The sequence below is a fragment of the Legionella sheltonii genome, assembly GCF_026191355.1.
Taxonomy (GTDB): Bacteria; Pseudomonadota; Gammaproteobacteria; order Legionellales; family Legionellaceae; genus Legionella; species Legionella sheltonii.
Genome location: NZ_JAPHOQ010000018.1, coordinates 1 through 20,787 on the forward strand (window position 1 = coordinate 1; position 20,787 = coordinate 20,787).

The following is a 20,787-nucleotide window of genomic DNA, read 5'->3' on the forward strand; positions in this document are numbered from 1 at the left end:
GAAAAAATTTCTAGATCTCTTCTCGCATCCTCAATATAGAAAGTATCTGTTACAACTTTGGAAAGAAGGATTTAGACCTTTTTCCCAGCAAAGATTTAATGAGCTACTTTTCTCCTATGATTTCAATAGAGAATATGGAGAATTTAGTCACGATATAATACAGTTTTATGTTACGGTTGCCCGAGACGATACTTTTCAAGATTTTTTTTCTTTTTCAGAGGACATTGATCCGCTCCTGCTGTTCATAGAAAACCCTCTTATAGAGGTCAATCTATTTAAAGAACTCCAGAAAAAAGTAACGAGGGATTGTAATTATGAATCATTAGTACAAAAGACAGTAAGTCAAAGTAAATACAATCTCTACTATTTCCCTCATCAAGATAAGCATATTGAAAAATACCTCAATTTAATGAACAAGCTAATTTTTTGCTTATCGCAGTGCCATTCTATTGATCATTTAGCATCAACTCCAGGCTTCTTAAATACAGCTAAATTCGATCTGCATATGTTCTTATCAATGGGGTTAGGCTTGGTCGTTGCTTCTACAATTAATACTCAAGCGATAATCCCAGAACCTACTTTAGCTAATGAGACTTTATTTTTTGGTTTTAAACTTCTGTTTAAGGATCCAACAGCAATAGAATTAAATGAATCAATAAAAAAACTGATTCATATTCTGAAAGAAAGAAATGCGAATAAATCTCAGTTATTAAATTTATTTTTCTATCTTTATGTATCGAATAATAATCAAGTACGCAAAAATAGCTTATTCTATGAGTTGATGCGAGAACTAATCAAGGGTATTTCTCCTCAGGAGATACTTCAAATTGTAAATAAATACTTTTCTTTTATAAGTTTGTTTCAGGCAAAATTGAATGTTCTCCCTACCCAGCAAGGTTTATCCTGGCGTCAAGCAATACCTGATTTTATACTTTTTATAACAAAAGCAATTTCGCTTAATTGCGCACAGCAAGATGCAATTCCCATCCAATTGCCTGTTGTCTTATGTAATTTATTAATACTTCAAGTGAAGTTACAGTGCCAATTGAATGATCAAAAATCGGATATTTTCACTCCTGATGTAGAAAAAGTTATAACATCTTTTCTTACTCAGATTGCAGAAATTCGTGAGGAAAGACTTAATGCAAAAATCCTGATGGCATTCGCCCTGAATATGATTTTTGCATATAAAAACGCAGGAATTCAATTATTAGAAGTTATCTCACAAATTGAACCATCCTGGATAAATTATATACCCACCCTCCCTCTCCCACTACATAATCGCAAACTTGACCTATTATCCTTTTTATTAACCCAATTAAGCTCAAAAGATGATTCAATTGTAATAAAAAATGCTGACATTATTTTATATTTATTGGCAAAGCTGATGAATAATAAAATCCCCCTACCCCCTGATTTTTTACAAAATGTTGCTGAATTGCAGCTTAACTTCCTGAAAAAATCGCTATTAAGTCAGAAATCGCAGGAAGCACTGGAATTGATTTTTAATCAGTGCATACATAAAGTTCGAGGTACTGAGCAGGACGCTCTTTTTGAGGACATGCGTACAAAAATATTATTAAAAGCTGATTTGGATCCATCTAAGGATCCTCAAGCAATTCATACCAAGGAAAATCATCTTTATGCAGATCAAATATATCAAGAATGGCTTCAAACTCTTGGAACAAAAGAGGAGCAAAAAGAAAAATTATTGAAAGGATTAGGCCTATTTATCTCTTATATCAGTTTGGAAAAAGAAAAGACGATAAAAAATTCGCTTGCTTTCACACAGGATCCAGATAAGTTAAAAGAACTTATTGGCTATATTTATGGACTTAGGAATGAGGAAACGGACTCGGAGCAAATCAAAGAAATCCATGAACGAGTTATTTACCATAATAAGGCCCTGCTATATTTGCAACAAATCAAAACAAGAGCCATGACTTCATCACATCATGGAATGAAAACTGAAGAACATCGAATCATTGAGGATGCACAGAAGTTATTAAATATCATTTCAATGGTTGGATATTATTCTGATTCCTCGCTTACTCAACCGTTCATTCGTGATGGTAATGAAGCACTTAACATACTGAAATTGGAATTATTTGATCAAATAGAACATCCATCATGCGACCAAGGCCCTTATATGAGATTTTTGATGGCTTTGGAACCGGTTACGAACATTAAATTTCCTACGCTACAGAGAAGAACCATTCCATTTATCATTAAAAATTACATTAATGATTATTATCAGCAATTACCTCGGGAAGCGAAACAACAGTTTATACAGGAAATATATGGGAAAATAGATGATCTAGAAGGTCTCGAGGAAATTGAGACTTTACCTGCCAATGCATTTGATTCCCTAGTTAAGGTATTCCTTGCTGATAATGAAGGAAGACTCGGTTACCTTACTCCTAAAGAAGTCAGGGATTTATTTAATTACGAGCGTCCCAAAGAATATCACCCTGAAATTATTAAGGATCTGAATCAGTATCATCAGTTAAAAAAGGAAAAAACAAATTCTAGTGCAACTAATCTAAATAGATTTTTTGCCTTGTCCCCTGCTACGAGTGCTGATGATGATACCCAGCCTAGCCAGGGTTTAAATAATATGTAGTTTTTTTCTTCCAAGGAAAAAATCAATTAGGTACTTCTAAAACCAATGTAAAGCGGCTTAAAACCGCTTTACAGTTATGGTGTTGAATTTATCTTGTAATTACTGCTTTTTTCATCATCAATTATTGGTCATTTATCACGATTTCTTTTCGTCCCGCCCTTATTTCTTTCATCGAGTTTTATTCAAAAATTTATCTTATTTTTGCATCTTAAAATTCTATGTTTCATTCCAGATTATAGGTAAGATAGCTAGATTAGTGGAGTTCATTACTTTTATAAGGAAATAGAAATGTATCAAAAAATTTTAGTTGCGATTGATGACAGTGATACATCAATTCATGCCTTCAATGAAGCCATTGAGTTAAGCAAAATACATCATGCAAAATTACTCATTGTGCATGTAACCAATGAGTTTTATGCCCCATATTTGGGAACCGGAGTGGATTATGAAAAACTGGAAGCCTCATTTAAAGAATACGGAAACAAATTTTTGAGCAAGATGCAAACAATTGCTCGAGAGCGCAGTGCAGATTGTGAAGCACAATTACTTGAAATGAATTCAGCACAAGAAACCGTTGCAGATAAAATTATTGCAGCAGCAAAAAAATGGCCAGCCGATTTGATTGTCGTTGGAACTCATGGTCGACGAGGTTTTCAGCATTTATTATTAGGCAGCGTTGCAGAAGGAGTTATTCGCAATGCATCCATACCTGTTCTGCTTATTCGCAGCAAACAATCACCTAAATGATGCGAAAAAATTAGGACCTAATGATGCATAGTATCCTGTTCATAGTTTGTTATAATGCAGCAAAAATTACTGATTGGATCTATTTTAATGCAACTGATTAATGATTTTCATGAAATTGAAAAGCACTTTTTTTCTCTCATCAGCTTAAGTTATCTTGATTATCAAACAATAGCTGCATTTGAAACCGGAGTACTTGCATCAGGGCTTAATCCTGCTTTTTTAACCCAAATAAATGAGCACTTTTTAAAAGATTTGGAGCAATGTAAATCATACTTCACCCAAAAGAATCTACCTTGGGCACTGATCATTCCTGAATTGATACCTAATTTCTCAAAAGACGAATGTCAATTACCTCCAGATTATAAATTAGTCGATACCGGTGTAGGGATGGTATGTGATCTTTTATCAAATAATCTGCAAGCTGCTGACGTCGAACTTGAATTTAAATTAATGAATGACGATTTAGATACCTGGAGTATTCCCCTGATTCATGGTTTTCAATCAACACCAGAAATTACTCAGATTTATACCCTAAGACATGCCGAGGCATTAAAAAAATGCAAAGGTATCTACCATTTTTCTGGGTTTCTCGCAGGAGAAGCGGTTGTATCCATGACGTTAACCGTCAAGGAGCGTCTTGCCCGCATCGATGATCTCGCCACAGTTCCTAACTTTCAAAAGCGTGGCTTTGCAAGTGCCATGATGGCTTATGCGTTAAACAATGCTTTAGCGTTGAAAGTCCAAAACTGCTTTTTAGAAGCATCAAAAGTGGGTCTAAATCTATATCAACGCATTGGTTTTCAACCACTTTTTACAAACCATTATTATGAGCTATAACCTGGTACAAGCAGCCCTATCATCAATTTAAATTTTTTCTCATACTCGCTTGGGGAGCCATTGTTGCAATGGGTTTGTCTTCGATCGTTCTCACCTCTGAAAATCGTTCGCTCTTAATCGCTTCGAGATTGGCAGGCGCAGATAAAGTTTGATTATTGTAGGACAGCAATTGTTGAATGATTTTGGGATCAGTGACTTCTTCGATAACATTGATAACTTTTTTTCTAGTCCCCTCGTCAAGCTCCAGCCCCTCTAGACGTTTGATTAATAGTTCTGTTGGCGATAAAGTTTCTGGAATTCCCATCTCTGCTTTTCCGTGGAGATCCTTCCATTTATCCGATGCAGTTGGAACAATTTCCTTGTTGGATTGGGATAACGCTGAAATTACAGAGTCTCGGGGCCCTATATCTCTCAGCTCGATATCTTCTGAAAATTTCGTTAATTGCTCGCAGTGTCTTTCTATACGTCTTTGAAATCGAGCATGATTAGTAGCTGGAACTTGGATAAGTTGTGCTTCATTTACCGCAAGTGTTATTCCAAATAAATCGAATACTTGCTTTGCTTGTTGCTTTGTTTTCGGAATGATCTTCAGCGACAAACTGTTATCCTCAAGCCATAAATAACTCAGATCCACTTTAGGATCTCGAGGCCGATTATCTTGACTTAGTAAAGCGCTCAAATTAGGTAAGGTTATGAATTTATAAGTGGGTTTAATCAGCAATCCATCCCTTTTTTGATTGTACTTTAGCTCTGCATTTTTTATTAGCTGACTCAGTGCATCAGCATTGATATTACAACTTAATCCCGCATCATTTTGTTTGCAATCAAGCCCAAACTCATCCTTTAATTGGCGTGCAAGATTTGTATTGGTTGTAGTTAGCGTATAAGTCCCATTCTCTTCTTTTTTTAATTGAAAGGGAGTTCTGCCACTTGGGGGATCAAAACGCATCGTATTCAGAAAAACCTCACCATCATGAGACATCACCGAAGCTGGGGAAAAATATTTCTCTAGATGATCAAGCAGATCAACTTCCTGAGCAGTTAATAATACTCGTTGTTGGAACGTGGTTAATATATGTTGGTTGCTGTTCCTGGCAGTTGCTGCCATTCCATCAATAAACTCTAGGTAATCAGCAAGTTCTGCATCATGCATCTCGTTTTTAATGCCCATGTCAATTAAATCGATTTTTATTTGACTAAAATATAAATCAAATGTGGATAGTTTCCCTGAGCATAGCTCTATAATTTGGGCATCGATTAAAGCCTGTAAATGACTCCCTTCCTGACTTTGCTCTCTAAGCCTTCCTAAGACATTTAATAATTCTTCAGGGGAAGGAGTTTTTTCTTGAATTCGATTTAATTCCTCTCTTAGCCCTGGATAACTTTTCATTACTTCTTCACTGGGATTTTCTCCAGTAATCATTTTTCTGAATAAATGAACTCCCTCCATGCGTTCAGACAAGGCAGTGTCATAGAAAATACTGTAGTTTCGATACATAAAATGACGAGCAAAACCAATCGTTGATGAGCTTCTAAATAGTGCAGGAGCTTTAGCAAATTTGTCTTCAAATGAAAAATCATCACTTAAACTTGCTGCTACGCCCTCTCCTTCATAAGGTTTACCATAGTCAAAACCATAAAAAGCCTCATCTGCAAAACCTTTATTTTGTGCTTCCTTACCTATACCATCCCGATCGCCAACTCCAATACCAAAAATTAAATTCTTAGCTAAGCCAAAAATATATTTAGAGTGCTTGACTGCTGCGTCCTTATCCTCAACCAACACCCCATTGTAATCAGGCTCAGAACCGCCATATAGAAAGTGAGTTAGTTCTTGTAATCCATTTTTCCAGCCACAAGCCAATACAGCATGAACTTCTCCTTTACCTTTATTGATCCAAACAATTTCCTGCCTTTGATTTTGAGCACTAAAAATTCCCGCAAAACGAGTACCAACAAATTCTCTGAGTGCTTCTTTATTCGCTTTGATTCTGTCTTTTTGCCCCTCTGCATAATCCAGTTTATACATCCAGGCGCTTAAGTGATTATTCTTGGCAACTGCCGTTTTCACTTCACCGCAAAGCCATTGGATGCAAGGAGTCATTACTTCCTTAGCATGAGGTCCTTTTATGTGACTGTTGATAAAAATTGAAAAAATAATTTGTTTTTGGTGCAAATCCTTTTCTTTACTCAAAAGTTCCTTCAAGTCTTGGAGTTTTTGCACATCTCGAACTTGTTGAATCGATGGCAAACGATCATGAGTTAACAGCTTATCCAGTTCCAGAAAAAATAATTCATCTATATCAATTGCCCTAAATCCTGGCTCAACTCCACTGGGTTTTTCTGCATAGCAGAATTGTTTGTCGCCAAACATACTGCCTAATCGGGTAAATTCAGCATTTTTACGTAAAGTGAATTGGCCTATTTGCTCTCGGGACGATTCGACATAATCTAACGAAGGACTGACTCTAGGCTTTGGCTCTTCGAACTTTCCTAGCACTGGAGCACTTTTTGAGACATGACCCACTGCAGTTGCTCTCCTTTGAATGGGCGGTAATAAACTCTCTTTCTCTGAGGATTTTATACCTTGAGCTTTTAAGATATGCATTATCAAACCATCTGGTTGGATATGAACAGTTGATTCCGGACCTAACTTGACACCAAAATTTTGTGCACAAAATTGTCTGATAAATTTACCTAAGCCACTATTTGAGCCACGAAATGATTTTGAAATCAGAGCATATTCACTCACAAAAACATCCAAAAGTGCAAGAAGTTTGGCATCATCAGATAATGTTTGATCCTTCTTTATTCGGATTATTTCCTCATTCAGTCTTTCTAAACTGTTTTCTCTTGAAGTATCTACTTCGAGTCCACTCAATAGATTACTGATTTCAGTGTATTCCTTTGCGAAGTGATTTGTTTTTATAAGTGATTTTCGTTGATTCGGTTCAGTACTTTTAGAATACATACCATCTCCCCTAAGGATTTATGATAAAATACATGTTCAAACCATATGTTCAACATGCACTCGACTGAATCATATTTTAATCATATCCCCTTATGATTAAGGAACTATTAAGCAGCTTGTAAAAATAATGCAACTGCATATTGCATAAAAAGAGAAAAATGACTATTTTTTTGATCCAGTAATAGGTAAAGTATAGTACACAAGACTAAATTGTAATCACATGGATATTGTTACAGCCAGCCTGTTCAATTTATTTCAGAAACAAACTAAAATATCATGATTCAATTGGGATGGTTTATAAATGAGATTGAACCAAAATGGCGAATGGCAAAAGCGCCAGATTCATCCACATTCTAAAAGGCGTATTGATTTATGACCAATACAGGAAAAGATAAAAAATCATCATCCTTTACCTTATTTCCAGTGACACAACAAAATGGAACGGTGGTGTATTATGCCTCTGATTTTTCCCAGGAGTTAGGCTCTTCGGTTTATAAGGGACATCAATGTACATTGATCGACAATGAGCCTATTGATTTAAAACCGCGGCGCGTGAATAAAGAAGAACTTATCATTGATGAAAAAAAGCCTGTATCAATAAAGCTTTATGACGACAAACAACACCCGTCTCCTTTTCAATTTTATGCGTCACAGAGAGCGCGCTTAAATATCGAAGGCCGAGATGTGCTTATCATGGATTATATTGATGGGTTTCATATTTACCCAGATTCCAGCGACAATCCGGAACTAAATCAACTCACTTTTTTTCAGGCGGTCGATGTGTCTTGGCAATTAATTCTAAGACTGAATCACCTTCATTATAATAATACCAGCGGCCCTCCCATTGTTCATGGTGATATCCATGGTGAGAATGTCAAAATAAAAATGAATGCCATCATAAATGCTGAAGAAAAAAGATATAAATTTGAGGTGTCCTACTTAGATCTCGATTATGCCAAACGTATTATTGGAAGGCCGCAAATCCCTCAAGGGACTCCAGAACATATCGCCTTGGAAATACTTCAAGGCGACTATTCTGAATCCAGTGATTTTTTTGCATTAACACCGCTTTTATTGAGTATCTTTGGTGCGAAAAATCCCCTAAAAAAAATAATTGAATTCAGAAATAAAAATCCAGATATGAAGTCAGATAAACTAATAAGGGCTTTTCGTGAGCTTGGTTTTTGTAGCGAGGGGCTCTTTGAGCATTTTGATAACAAACCGGACCCATTTATTTGTGAGTTGATAAAAAAATTTATCCTGCAAATGGGCGAAAAGAACAAGGAAAATCGACCTTCACCTGATGCAATACTTGAATTTTTTACTGCATTAAGGCAATTGCTCCTCATCGATGAGGGTGCTGAAAACGATAAAGAGTGTTTGATCTTGCGGCTTTGTATCGCTGCCAAAGAGGATAATTGGCTAACTGAGAAAAAATATCAAAACTTATTTTTTAATTTGGATGAATCTTTGCAAAATAGATTAATTACTTTGATGAATCCGAGTCAATGCGTTTTTCTTTATAAAATGGCTCAAGAAAAACAAGCACCTGCCTCACTTGTAAATCAATTAAGACACCCTATCGCTGCTTATCTAACCGAATATATTCATTTTTTAGAAAGACCATCATATTCAAGATTGCTTTTCTTTTCTTCAATAACACAACATGATCTAAAATGGTTACTTAACTGTTATGAACAGAATGATCCCGCAGTTTTTTATTCCGCAAAACATGAAAAACAAAGAAAAAAGCTAGAATCCTGTACTGAAAAAAACCTAGCACCTTTCATCTCCATTATTGCTGAAGGAATTAAAAGCGATCTCTACCTCGTCCCGTCCTGACATCACTGATAAAATAATATGAAATTGAGGCATTACTGATGACCTATATTTTCCCCGGGTTTTTCTGCCTTTACTAGTGAATATCCGATTTATATTGATACTCGATAGAAAACACTTCCTGCATTAGTTCAGCGGATTTTTCTTGTCAGATCCTGAAGTTAATGACGCTTCAGATTGATTATCCTCTTCAACTACAACTTCGACTTCGGCTTTTCTTTTTTTATTAGGTTCCGGGGTACTTAAAACTCCTAAATCGCTTTTCGATAATAAAGTGGGAGCACTCGCTTTTTTTCTCCAGCCAAATACATTAATGTTTGAATCCTCTTTTAAATTTTTCGACATCTCAAATGTGACAAAATTTTGCGAAGCTTTGGCACAATGATTTTTAAAAGCGTGCTTACAGGATTCTTTTCCTAAATCCAATAGAAGATACTTTGAAGGTGAGTCTTCTAACTCATCAAGCCGTTCCTTCTCCGTTTTTTGAAACCAGTCGCTTATCCCAATATCATCAAGATCTGGTGGATAAAAAGCAAATTTATTATAAACGGCAAGGGAGTCTGCTGTGGGACTGACGGACATATTAGTCTGCCCTGTATTTACGAAAAAATTAAAAGCCTGCACCATCATTAAGTTAGCAAGTCCTTTACAGCGATAATCTTTACTTACAAATAGACTATATAATTGGGATATATTTTCTGAGTTTTGGATTAGCCTTAATTCTATAAAGCCAATAACCTTGCCATTATCTCGCAAAACAAGCATTAAATCACATCTCTTGCCATCTTTATGGAGCAATTTTCCATTTTTGTTAAATAGCTCAACCGTATCATCCTCTAATTTTTCCACCTCTTCATTTTCAAAATAAATTTCTGCCATCGCACTCTCGTGCTTCACGTAATTAAAGAAGTCCAAAAAATCATTTTTATTAGGATAATCCAGAACATAGTGCGGTGTACTTAATGGAACAACATTATCATCTGCTTTTCCTTCCATAATTGATACCCAAATTACCATCACATTGCTTAATTATAATTCTATTGGAATATATATTCAACAGCAAAAATTAAACGGTAGGTACCTCAAATCGTGGTGGCATCAAATGAGGCGGATCAATTTTCCATTAAGTCACCCTAAGGAAAGACAAAATGAGTATACTTTCTGAGGATATTATCATTTCTCCATTGGTATATACTTAAATGAATCCAGTTGTTTTTTCTACTCATTTAATAAAAGTAAATACGCGTCTTAAAAAAGGGGGAGCGTGTGGAAAACAAACAATGGCAGTCGCTCTGGTATGTGCTGATGATTTGTTGGATGATTATCCTGTTCCAGAACTTATTTTTCGCCTCACATCCTGTCAATATTGCTTACAGCGATTTTATCACTCTTTTAAAAGCAGATAAGTTAGATAATGTTCTACTCGATGAAAGCTACATTACCGCCAATGTGAAAACTGAAGGTTTGGTAGGATTACTCCCTGAAGATAAATTAAATGAAATAAAAAAATATGGTGGTAAAGAACCACAAATCACTACCGTACGAATTAATGATCCCTCTTTGGTATCGACTCTAGAAGCCGCAAAAGTAAAATTTAATGGGCAAGCTGAAAATAAATGGATAACCCTACTGCTATCTTGGATTATTCCTGCACTGCTTTTTTTTGCTCTGTGGAGTTTTTTGTTAAAACGTATGGGCTCAGCTGCTGGTGGTGTCTTGGATGTGGGAAAAAGTAAAGCCAAAATGTACATGGAAAAAGAAACCCATGTATCATTTCAAGATGTTGCTGGAGTAGATGAAGCAAAAACCGAGCTTATGGAAGTCGTCGAATTTCTCAAAAATCCGCACCATTATACGCGTATAGGGGCGCATATACCCAAGGGAGTACTTTTAGTTGGGCCACCAGGAACAGGAAAAACACTGCTCGCACGAGCTGTGGCAGGTGAGGCTGGCGTGCCATTTTTTTCAATTAATGGGTCAGAGTTCGTAGAAATGTTTGTTGGTGTTGGGGCGGCGCGAGTCCGAGATCTCTTTAATCATGCCAGAGAAACAGCACCAGCAATTATTTTTATCGATGAACTGGATGCTTTGGGCAGAGCACGTGGCGCCTATCCTATTGCAGGGGGTCATGATGAAAAGGAACAGACCTTAAATCAGTTGCTGTCAGAAATGGATGGTTTCGATCCCAGTGAAGGATTAATTCTCCTTGCCGCAACCAATCGCCCGGAAATTCTTGATCCCGCATTATTACGTGCTGGGCGTTTTGACCGCCATGTATTAGTGGACAGACCCGAAAAAAAAGGTCGCATAGAAATTTTGAATGTTCATCTGAAAAAAATAAAACAGGCTCCGGATGTTGATCCCGAAAAAATTGCTGCGTTAACCCCAGGTTTTTCTGGTGCTGACCTGGCGAATCTCGTCAATGAAGCAGCTTTGCTCGCCACACGCCATAATGGCGACTCGGTATGTATGGATGATTTTACTAACGCAGTAGAACGCATTGTGGCCGGATTGGAGAAAAAGAACCGTTTACTCAATCCTGAAGAACGTAAAGCGGTTGCCTATCATGAAATGGGTCACACGTTGATCGCACTCTCCTTGCCCAATGTCGATCCAGTGCATAAAGTTTCAATTATACCGCGCGGAATAGGCAGTTTGGGTTATACCATTCAACGCCCTACAGAAGACCGCTATCTCATGACGGAAGAAGAATTAAAAAATAAAATGATGGTGCTTCTTGGAGGCAGAGCCGCTGAGTTTGTAGTTTTTGGCCGCTTTTCAACTGGAGCAGCAGATGATCTCGCGAAAGCAACGGATATTGCCCGCAGCATGGTCATGCGCTATGGGATGGATAAAGAACTGGGACCAGTAACCTACCAGAAAGAACACTCTACCTTCCTAGAGCCTCCTATGGTTCATAACGAACGTGACTTTAGTGAGGAAACTGCGTGCGAGATTGATTCAGCAGTTCGCAAAATTATCCAATCTGCATTTGATGATGCCGTGGATATTATAAAGAAACGCATCAAGATTTTAGAAAAAGGGGCAACCTTGTTATTACAAAAAGAAACTCTAAATGAAGACGATTTAGTTGCATTGAATATAAAGTAATACTGAACAGTAGCCTAGCTGCAGTACAACAAACCTATCATGAAATTCCCTTCTTCCCGCGGGGAGAAGGTGCCCGTCAGGGCGGATGAGGGTATTAATCAGAATTTATGTCCTCTCACCCCTACCCCACAAATGGGAGAGGCAATTTTTAACTGCATCATTCATTGCGGCATCAACTGTTCCAAGCTTAAAGGGTGTAACGCACTCGTTTTATCAAAATGAATTAATCCATCAAACTGATAAGGCAAGTGTGTAAAAAAATAATGACTATAACGTTCAGACTTCGGCAAATAAACCACACCTATGGCACGTTGTAGGCGAGGAATAGTTAAATAATGCTCGAGTTTCTTATTATCTAATAAATTTAAGAAAAAATTCTTGTATTTTAGATGATGAAATAATTCCTCATAACTTCCTGGTAAACCAGGCTGTACTTGTTTTTCCTCTCCGGGTTGCCCCCAATCCGATGCAGCCATAACCGTGCCTTCATAAGTCGAAAAACCAAGAGAATAAGAATGCGTATCATATTGTTCGCGTACTAATTGCCCCAGGTTACACTCTTGACGCTCCCCCATCTCAGTGGCCCGTGAATCCCCCACATGTGAGTTATGTGCCCAAATAATGATTTTAGCCGGTTTCTTGAATCGGGTTTCCAAATGATCAGCTAACACATTAAGTGTTTCTGCCATATGTTGATCTCGGATATTCCAGGTAGAAACCCTTCCTTCTAACATGGAGCGATAATAATTTTCTGCATTTTTTACCAATCGGGCATTTTGAGTTGCAAAAAAGTAGGCATCCTCAACCGCTATCCCGTCACGATGCAGGTATTCAAACGCACGATGTTGTAATTCAACCAATTGAGCTACTGCTTCACGGATACAAGCCTTTTTTATCCCAGCATTAATTAAATAGCCATACATTTGCGGATCTTGATTCAAATGATCAAAACACGCATAACGCTGCTTTGCACGTTGTGCTGCTTCAGGGTCGATTCTGTTTAAGAAATCAATCACAGCGTGCATGGAGGCATTTAAACTGTATAAATCAAGACCATAAAATCCAATTTTTTGTGCTGCAGGTAAATTGTCATTGTATTGACGTAACCAACTTAGAAAGGGTGGAAGAGTAGTATTTCGCCACATCCAAACAGGGAAACGCTGAAAACTATCCAGAGCCAGCTCACTAGAGGTTACACTTCCTTCACCTTGTAAATAACGATGGACACGATGGGCATCAGGCCAATCCCCTTCAATCGCAACGGCCATAAATCCATGCTCTTTAATAAGACGCTGAGATATTTTAATACGTGTCTGATAAAACTCATGCGTTCCATGGGATGCTTCACCAATCATCACAAAACGCGCATCTCCTATTTGCTCTAGCACCGCATCATAGTTTTCGTTTTGGGCTTCCAGAGGAATTACTGAATCATCGAGTGCATCAATTAGCTTTTGTAACGCGTCCCTATTCATAAAAGCCTCCTCAACTCACGCATCCCAGTATCACAATAAATCTCCAGGTAAGGTGCTCGGGATTGCGGAGCAGTATGACGTTATTTTATCCAACACAATACTGGTCAAACCATTTTTTTGCTAAATCCGCTACCTCGCTTAATTTTCCAGGTTCTTCAAATAAATGGGTTGCCTCAGGAACTATTTTCAATTTTGTGGTGCAGTTCATCTGAGCCATCGCTTGTTGATTAAGCTCAATAACCTCATCATCATACCCCCCTACAATAAGTAAGGTAGGTGTTTTGACTTGAGGTAAATAATTTCTGGCCAAATCAGGCCTGCCACCTCGGGATACAATCGCATGGATGAACTTAGGCGTCTGTGCTGCTGCTACAAGTGCTGCCCCACCTCCTGTGCTTGCCCCAAATAAACCGAGAGGAAAATGATATGCCGCTAATTCATCGGTACACCAATGAACGACATCAATCAGTCGAGAAGCTAATAAATGAATATCAAAACGAAATTCGCGAGTCACATTATCAATAAAGTCTTCTTGTGATGTAAGCAGATCAAAGAGCAATGTAGCGTATTTCCCTTCATTCAAAGTACTTGCGACATACTGATTACGACTACTGAATCGACTGCTACCACTTCCATGCACAAAAATCACAAGCCCTTTAGCTTCTTCAGGAATAAATAAAAATCCATTCAGGTATACATTTTTACTAGGAATTGTCACGGGATGTTGAATATCAGCAGTATAGGTATTCATGAGCATTCCTTTTCCTGAGCCTATCATTATTTCAAGTATAGACCAGTAAATGGCTCAGAATTTACAGGCTAGAGTCCTGAGGGATTCAAAAAATGAATACCGTTTACTGTTCATGACAAAAACCAATAAACTAGACCACCGCTTGTGATCATACAGAGTAATAATAACGAAGATTGCAAAGCAAAACGTACAGGAGTTAAGCTCCATAAAAGCGCAATTTTAGATATAAAACTCGCACCGATTGCAGCGTACAGCATCAAACAGGCTTGATCGAGTTGCACTTTTTCTCCCAAATAAAGTAAGGCAGTCGCTAGAGAAATACCATGAATTTCAAGCAGCCCTCCCAGAAATGAAATCAATAAAATCCCATTGATTGAAATGATGCGTTTTGCCATAGCTACAAGTACTAACAATAATCCAATAAGAATCGAAGTACGCAATATTGATAACAAATTCAATGGAGAAGAAAGTAGCGTAAAATCATGGTTTGCTTTTTTTTGATTATGAAGCAGAATCACTGTCAGTAGAATTCCTGTACTTATCATCGCAATGAGTGCTCCAAGAATTGAAACCAGTAACATGGGTGAAGCGACAAAAATGATAATAATGACATCAACAAGCATTGCCACTGTGGCAAGCAGACCCGAAGCTAAAATAGCGGGTACCGACTGAGGGTATCTCTTTAAGGTGTTGTGGACTTGGGCAAAAACTAAAGTACTCGAAACCAATCCCCCCATAAAACCACTTAACGGGATACCTAAACGTTCGCCAAATAGATGAATGGACACATAGCCACATAATTGAATGCCGCCAACAGTTGCAATCAACAAACCAAAAACTCTTGGATTAAAAAACTGCCAGGGATCAATCGTACGATCAGGAAGAAGCGGCAAAATCCCCAGAGTAAAAATAACCAATACAATGACCGTTTCCATTTCATGGGGCTTGAATTTTTTCCGCGCCAAGAGATGAAGTCTTTTTCGTTCAATAAGTATGAGTAAAATAATCGCACTCAGGGTAATTGCTACTAAAGGCAAGTGAGGTACCATATAACCAAGACAAAAAATAAGGCCTGCCGTAATTTCTGTTAAAGCACCAATATTACTGTTCATCCGCTGATTCGCACTGATTTGAAAATAATTGAGCAGTAAAATGGCAAACACAAAAGCACTTGCAGTAACCGTAAGCCCGGGTTGGTTAAGTGTGGCAATTAAAGTTCCGAGAATTGATAATAAGGTGAATGTTCTAACACCAATAAATTGCGCCCCCTCCGGATGGCTGCGCTCACGCTCAATACCGATCAGAAAACCGATCAAAAGCGATATAATAAATGATGTAAGTATCTCTAACATAAAGCAACTCTTCCCTGGGTCTATTTTATAGGTTCAAACCACGTTCCAGGCATTGGCGCGTATCAACTAAATTGAAATCTCCTTAATAAATGGATTATAGTACATCTATCTCACTATTAAGTAATTGAATTAACGTTTAAAAATAAGGGGAACTTATTCATGGATAATAGAAATCCCTGGGCTTTAAACGTCCCTATTGATTCTTTTTTCTTTGACTGTGATGGCACCCTCTCCCTTATTGAGGGGATTAATGTGTTGGCAACGATGAATGGCGTCGCCCAAGAAGTACACCAAATTACAGCACGATGCATGGGAAAAACCGGCATGACACTCGATGATTATCGACAGCGATTGACCTACGTTCAACCCACGCTCAAACAAGTAGAGGAACTGGCAGAATGCTATAAACGACATACAGCTCCTGGTGCCCAGGAGCTCATTCAATTATTGCGTCGTTTACATAAAAAAATTTATATTATTTCCGCAGGGATCAAAGCGGCAGTGGTTCCATTTGCGCAAACTTTAGGAATTCCTCCAAGTCATGTGCTCGCCGTAGACGTTTATTTTGATGAAAAAGGAAACTATCAAGGATTTGATGAACAAAGCAATATGACCCAAGGCAATGGTAAAACTGTAGAAATCGCCTCCGTACTAAAGCCTGGTGAACACTCCTTATTAGTTGGTGATGGAGTCAGTGACTGGGAGGCTCGAGAAACAGTTACCCGATTTATTGGTTTTGCTGGACTAAGCCCTAAAGAGTGGGTGAAAAAGCATTCCAATTTTTATATTTGCTCTACAAGCTTTTACCCAATAATTCCTTTGGGGCTGACGCAAAACGAGTTGAATCAATTATCGTCACAAGACTATGCTTATTATGAAAAAGGACTTACGGATATTTACAATTCTGTTGTTTTGATCAAGGGGAATGACCATGTTTACTATTCAGGTTCTTGATAATATATCACCGCAAGGCTTAAGTTTATTTCATCCTGACCTTTATCAATTAGGTCTGAACCCTATTGATCCTGATGTGATTCTAGTGCGCTCCCATAAATTGCATGATCATCAGTTTGACAAAAATTTAAAAGCAGTAGCTCGCGCTGGCACAGGTACGGATAATATTCCTGTTGAGGCTCTTACCCAGTTAGGTATTCCAGTATTTTATGCTCCTGGAGCAAACGCCAACGCCGTCAAAGAGCTGGTGATGGCAGCCATGATAATGGGCTATAGGCATTTAGATGAAACCCGCACTTTTATTACCGAATTGTCAAAAGAGGACAATCAGTTATTAAATCGAGAAATTGAAACTAAAAAGAAGAAATTTATTGGACATGAGATTTCAGGTAAAACGCTAGGCGTCATAGGATTAGGTAATATCGGTGTTAAAGTAGCTAATGCGGGATTGGCTTTAGGAATGAACGTATTGGGTTTTGATACCAATATGACCCTAACTAATGCACTCGCATTGATGCCTGGAGTTGAAAAAGTAATGGATATGAATGAATTGCTTATTAATGCAGATATCATTACTTTACATATCCCTTTAAATACTGCGACCACTCATTTAATCAATGAAGAAAATATTGCCCTCGTAAAACCTCATACACTTTTACTTAATTTTTCACGCGAACAAATAGTAAGTGAAGCAGCAATTTTGCAACAATTGACCAGTCAGCGCCTCATGGGCTATATCACCGATTTCCCAACCATTAATTTGGCGGGACACCCTAATGTCTTATGCTTCCCCCATCTGGGAGCAAGCACTCAGGAAGCGGAGCAAAGCGCGGCTGAAATGGTCATCCGCAATATCTGCAATTATTTGGAATATGGAATCATTGAATATTCGATCAACTTTCCGAATATATCCCTCTCTACTTCTCAAGTATCTAATTGTTACCGCATACTGGCGATTAATGAAAATACCCCTGGAGCTATGGGTAAAATCACTCAGCACATATCAAAACTTGGATACAATATTGAACAAATGGAGAATAAATCCCGTGGACCAATTGCTGTGAACCTTATCGATATATCAGGTGCCAAAGAAGACCTAGCCAAGCTGTGCAATCAATTGAAGCATATTCCCAATTTAATGAATATACGACTGGTCTCGAGCTATCAAAAATAGTAAGCCATCACCCCATGCGTGGTAAGGAATCTCCCTTCGTAACTTAGTACTACAACTTAGGCCTATGTCATTTTGTTCTTTGCGTTTTGATACCCCAAACTCAAACCATTGGGGGGTCAAAAGAGCAACATAAAAACAAGGTTTCTGATAAAAAAGTGTTTAATTTTTGAAAAACACCATTTTCTTTACTAAACTTCTAAATGTTATTCCCTTATTTAAGATATTTTTACTCTATTTTATAAGGATTGCTGTGCATAATATTGAGTTACTCGCCATTCGTGATAACAAAACAAATGGCATGGCGGTTTGTTTAAAGCCAAGAATTCCATACATTATTACCCCATCTTTGGTTCATGAGGTTCGGAAGTTACAAAATAAAATAGCGGAGCGATACTACACCTCACCATGGGATGGAATTTATTATATCCTTTGGTATTTACATTATGATACCGCACCTTGGAAGGGGCTAGACTTTCATTTTATCCATGAAGCATTGCTCAGCCATCATGAGCGCAAAATGGAGCATTACATTGAAAGTGTATTTGAATTGTTGTTTATTAATTATGTAGGTTTTGGCCTTCCGTTAATTAACTGTTCTATCATAAACAGGAAACTCAGCGGAATTTCAAAAGATTTCTTCTATGTCAATCGCATCAACTTCATAAAGCGGTATAAAGAGTTAAATTGCTCTGACTTGAATCAACCGTCTTTTCGTAAATTAAACTTTAATTCTGAAATTAAAAAAGCCTCATTTCCTCTTAAAATTTATACGCGTAATAATTTTTATTGTTTTGATTCTATTAATTTAAATTCAATGAAAAAAATTCTTGGCTCACATCGTTATACTCCCATAGACCAGCCACAACAATATGAAATAAAACGGATATTCCATCAACTTAGCCAGGAAACAATTACAAAAATATATCAATTAGCATCAGAAAAAATCAATTTAATTGAACGTTTTGCGCTGATTCAATCGTTACAAAATGAATCGAGGTGAAAGCAAATTTATCTTATTACAATCCTGTATCGAGTAAGTTGGGCCCAAGCTTAACCTACATCACATGCTAATCCGGTCTACCATTTAAATCGCAATAGAGTATAATATGAAAAAAATTTATACAGGAACAATGAATTAATGTTTGGACTGAATGACAAAGTAGGCAAATCATTTTTTAAGGATGCGAAATCCGATGAGCTCTTTGTGACCAGTCGTTTTTTTACCTTACAGGGAGAAGGACCATTTCGGGGGCATCCTGCCTATTTTATTCGATTAGCTAAATGCAATTTGGCATGCTCTTTTTGTGATACTTATTTTGATGCCGGCGAGTGGCTTGATTTTAACTCCCTGTTGGAAGAGGCAGATACAGTCATACAGGCTTTTTTTCAAAAACGTAATCTTCCTACCCCTTCTTGGGCGCAAGGACTTAATAAAAAAATGATCCTGGTAATTACTGGAGGGGAACCTTCATTACAACAGAATTTATCTGCATTTTTAGAAAAAGCCCAACCCTATTTCCAACATACTCAAATTGAATCCAATGGTATTACCATTCTTCCTGATCTCCCTCGATGCACGACTCTGGTCGTTAGTCCTAAGTGTCTGGAAAAAGAGGGTAAAATAATTCGATATTTGAAGCCTAATAGTAACATGTTGGAACGAGCAGATTATTTGAAATTTGTCTTGTCAGCCCCCGAAGATAATCAATATACACCCTATAGTGAAATACCCCAATGGGCGCATGAATGGGCCGAAAAAACAAAAAAACAAATCTTTGTCAGTCCCATGAATAGATACCTAAAAGAACCTCAGCGTGCGCAAGCGATTCGCGATAAAGGGCGTGATCTGACCTTGGCAGAACGTTCTGAAATCAATGAAGTAGTTAGTTTTTGGGAACCTGGTCTGTTAAATCTGGAAAAAAATCAACGTAATCACGAATATGCCGCAGAATATTGCATGAAATATGGGTTTATTCTTAACTTACAAATCCATCTGTTTGCAAGTTTGCCTTAAGGTAATTGGGTTTCGCAGCCGGATTAGCGCTGCGTAATCCGGGATCTTTTGGATATAAACCCGGATTACGCAGCGCTAATCCGGGCTACAAAATTTTCTTACTAATCTGAACATACCATATCATGGCCACAACATATAGGTGATTTAATTTGCCCACATCCATTAGGACATTTTGCTACTTGAACATGGCCTTTATCCGTTTTGACCATATCACTCACTAAGGGTGTATTGCATTTACTGCAGGTTAAATTTTTCACGCCCATTCCACATTTATGGCACTTGTACTCCATTACAAACCCTCCTAGGAAAATAAACTTCTTGTGATGTACAGAGATAAATTATGAACTTTTAATACCGAAGGTCACTTGTGGTTTACCCTAATAATGCGGCATCTAATGCCTCATCAATATGATCTTCATCAAATACTTGCACACCATGCTCCATCAAGAGCGCTGTAGTAACGCCATCCCCTTGCATCAACGTACGTGAAAATGTCCCATCATAAATCATCCCCGAGCCACAAGAAGGGCTCCGAGCCTTTAAAATGGCCACACGTATCTGATGTTTCTTTACAAGCTCCAGTGCTTTTTGTGCCCCTCTGAGAAAAAATTCAGTAACATCATGATTATTATTGGTTGTTACTGAAGCATTCCTCTTTAATACATCAACACCCGATTGTTTCTCTTGAATCTCGGCTGGCGGTCTTGGTGTGGGTAATCCCCCGGCCATTTCCGGGCAAATTGTGATAATGTTTCCCTCTTCAAGCCATTGCTGCAACAACGGATGATTTTGCAAACAGTCACTGCCGTCATAACGAACTTTTTGGCCAAGCAGACAAGCACTCATCAGTATTTTGGGCATAAAAACCTCTTTTCTAATCAATATATTGAGAACTCCCTTCTGACTTAAGGCGACCTGCTACTAAGGTCTGCTCACTCG

16 protein-coding genes are annotated in these 20,787 nt (G+C 37.8%); 9 read left to right on the forward strand and 7 right to left on the reverse strand.

Annotation, left to right across the window (positions count from 1 at the left end; all coding sequences use genetic code 11):
- The 3 genes from OQJ26_RS17400 to OQJ26_RS17410 all read left to right on the forward strand — a co-directional run.
- Positions 1 to 2,623: hypothetical protein (locus tag OQJ26_RS17400; RefSeq protein WP_265704972.1), on the forward strand; the 2,623-nt coding region annotated here is incomplete at its 5' end.
- A 288-nt stretch (positions 2,624 to 2,911) separates the two neighbouring features.
- Positions 2,912 to 3,370 (forward strand): universal stress protein, encoded by a 459-nt coding sequence (locus tag OQJ26_RS17405; protein WP_265704973.1) that lies wholly within the window; start codon positions 2,912 to 2,914, stop codon positions 3,368 to 3,370.
- Between the two features lie 54 nt (positions 3,371 to 3,424).
- Positions 3,425 to 4,207 carry a GNAT family N-acetyltransferase gene (locus tag OQJ26_RS17410; RefSeq protein ID WP_265704974.1) on the forward strand — a complete coding sequence of 261 codons (783 nt, stop codon included), beginning with the start codon at positions 3,425 to 3,427 and terminating at the stop codon, positions 4,205 to 4,207.
- A gap of 22 nt (positions 4,208 to 4,229) precedes the next feature.
- Here OQJ26_RS17410 and OQJ26_RS17415 read toward each other — a convergent pair whose 3' ends face one another.
- Positions 4,230 to 7,178, reverse strand: coding sequence for a hypothetical protein (locus tag OQJ26_RS17415; RefSeq protein WP_265704975.1), 2,949 nt, complete (start codon positions 7,176 to 7,178; stop codon positions 4,230 to 4,232).
- A 372-nt stretch (positions 7,179 to 7,550) separates the two neighbouring features.
- Between OQJ26_RS17415 and OQJ26_RS17420 the strand changes: the two genes are divergently transcribed.
- Positions 7,551 to 9,020, forward strand: a complete 1,470-nt coding sequence (locus OQJ26_RS17420) for a protein kinase domain-containing protein (RefSeq protein ID WP_265704976.1) — start codon at positions 7,551 to 7,553, stop codon at positions 9,018 to 9,020.
- A 123-nt stretch (positions 9,021 to 9,143) separates the two neighbouring features.
- Here OQJ26_RS17420 and OQJ26_RS17425 read toward each other — a convergent pair whose 3' ends face one another.
- Positions 9,144 to 10,013, reverse strand: a complete 870-nt coding sequence (locus OQJ26_RS17425) for a GNAT family N-acetyltransferase (protein WP_265704977.1) — start codon at positions 10,011 to 10,013, stop codon at positions 9,144 to 9,146.
- Between the two features lie 270 nt (positions 10,014 to 10,283).
- Between OQJ26_RS17425 and ftsH the strand changes: the two genes are divergently transcribed.
- Positions 10,284 to 12,128: an ATP-dependent zinc metalloprotease FtsH gene (gene ftsH, locus OQJ26_RS17430; protein WP_265704978.1), complete on the forward strand. Its 1,845-nt coding sequence runs from the start codon at positions 10,284 to 10,286 to the stop codon at positions 12,126 to 12,128.
- Between the two features lie 161 nt (positions 12,129 to 12,289).
- On the opposite strand, the gene OQJ26_RS17435 is transcribed toward ftsH, so the two are convergent.
- The 3 genes from OQJ26_RS17435 to OQJ26_RS17445 all read right to left on the reverse strand — a co-directional run bounded on the left by OQJ26_RS17435 (position 12,290) and on the right by OQJ26_RS17445 (position 15,706).
- A complete protein-coding gene (locus OQJ26_RS17435; RefSeq protein ID WP_265704979.1) occupies positions 12,290 to 13,603 on the reverse strand; it encodes an erythromycin esterase family protein in 1,314 nt (437 codons plus the stop codon).
- Positions 13,604 to 13,688: 85 nt separating this feature from the next.
- Positions 13,689 to 14,354 carry a dienelactone hydrolase family protein gene (locus OQJ26_RS17440; protein ID WP_265704980.1) on the reverse strand — a complete coding sequence of 222 codons (666 nt, stop codon included), beginning with the start codon at positions 14,352 to 14,354 and terminating at the stop codon, positions 13,689 to 13,691.
- A 110-nt stretch (positions 14,355 to 14,464) separates the two neighbouring features.
- Positions 14,465 to 15,706, reverse strand: a complete 1,242-nt coding sequence (locus OQJ26_RS17445; RefSeq protein ID WP_265704981.1) for an MgtC/SapB family protein — start codon at positions 15,704 to 15,706, stop codon at positions 14,465 to 14,467.
- 159 nt (positions 15,707 to 15,865) lie between these two features.
- Between OQJ26_RS17445 and OQJ26_RS17450 the strand changes: the two genes are divergently transcribed.
- The 4 genes from OQJ26_RS17450 to OQJ26_RS17465 all read left to right on the forward strand — a co-directional run bounded on the left by OQJ26_RS17450 (position 15,866) and on the right by OQJ26_RS17465 (position 19,848).
- On the forward strand, positions 15,866 to 16,660 hold the full coding sequence (locus OQJ26_RS17450) for an HAD-IB family phosphatase (RefSeq protein WP_265704982.1): 795 nt from the start codon (positions 15,866 to 15,868) through the stop codon (positions 16,658 to 16,660).
- Positions 16,638 to 17,834, forward strand: coding sequence for a 3-phosphoglycerate dehydrogenase family protein (locus OQJ26_RS17455; protein WP_265704983.1), 1,197 nt, complete (start codon positions 16,638 to 16,640; stop codon positions 17,832 to 17,834). The genes OQJ26_RS17450 and OQJ26_RS17455 overlap by 23 nt, the downstream gene beginning before the upstream one ends.
- A 250-nt stretch (positions 17,835 to 18,084) precedes the next feature.
- Positions 18,085 to 18,834 (forward strand): hypothetical protein, encoded by a 750-nt coding sequence (locus tag OQJ26_RS17460; protein WP_265704984.1) that lies wholly within the window; start codon positions 18,085 to 18,087, stop codon positions 18,832 to 18,834.
- A 138-nt stretch (positions 18,835 to 18,972) separates the two neighbouring features.
- Positions 18,973 to 19,848: a 7-carboxy-7-deazaguanine synthase QueE gene (locus OQJ26_RS17465; RefSeq protein WP_265704985.1), complete on the forward strand. Its 876-nt coding sequence runs from the start codon at positions 18,973 to 18,975 to the stop codon at positions 19,846 to 19,848.
- Positions 19,849 to 19,949: 101 nt separating this feature from the next.
- Here the strand turns inward: OQJ26_RS17465 and OQJ26_RS17470 are convergent, their stop codons facing one another.
- The gene (locus OQJ26_RS17470; RefSeq protein WP_265705040.1) at positions 19,950 to 20,105 is read right to left on the reverse strand and encodes a hypothetical protein; all 156 of its coding nucleotides are present in this window, start codon (positions 20,103 to 20,105) and stop codon (positions 19,950 to 19,952) included.
- Positions 20,106 to 20,220: 115 nt separating this feature from the next.
- Positions 20,221 to 20,709 carry a 2-thiouracil desulfurase family protein gene (locus tag OQJ26_RS17475; protein WP_265704986.1) on the reverse strand — a complete coding sequence of 163 codons (489 nt, stop codon included), beginning with the start codon at positions 20,707 to 20,709 and terminating at the stop codon, positions 20,221 to 20,223.
- Positions 20,710 to 20,787 lie beyond the last annotated feature (78 nt).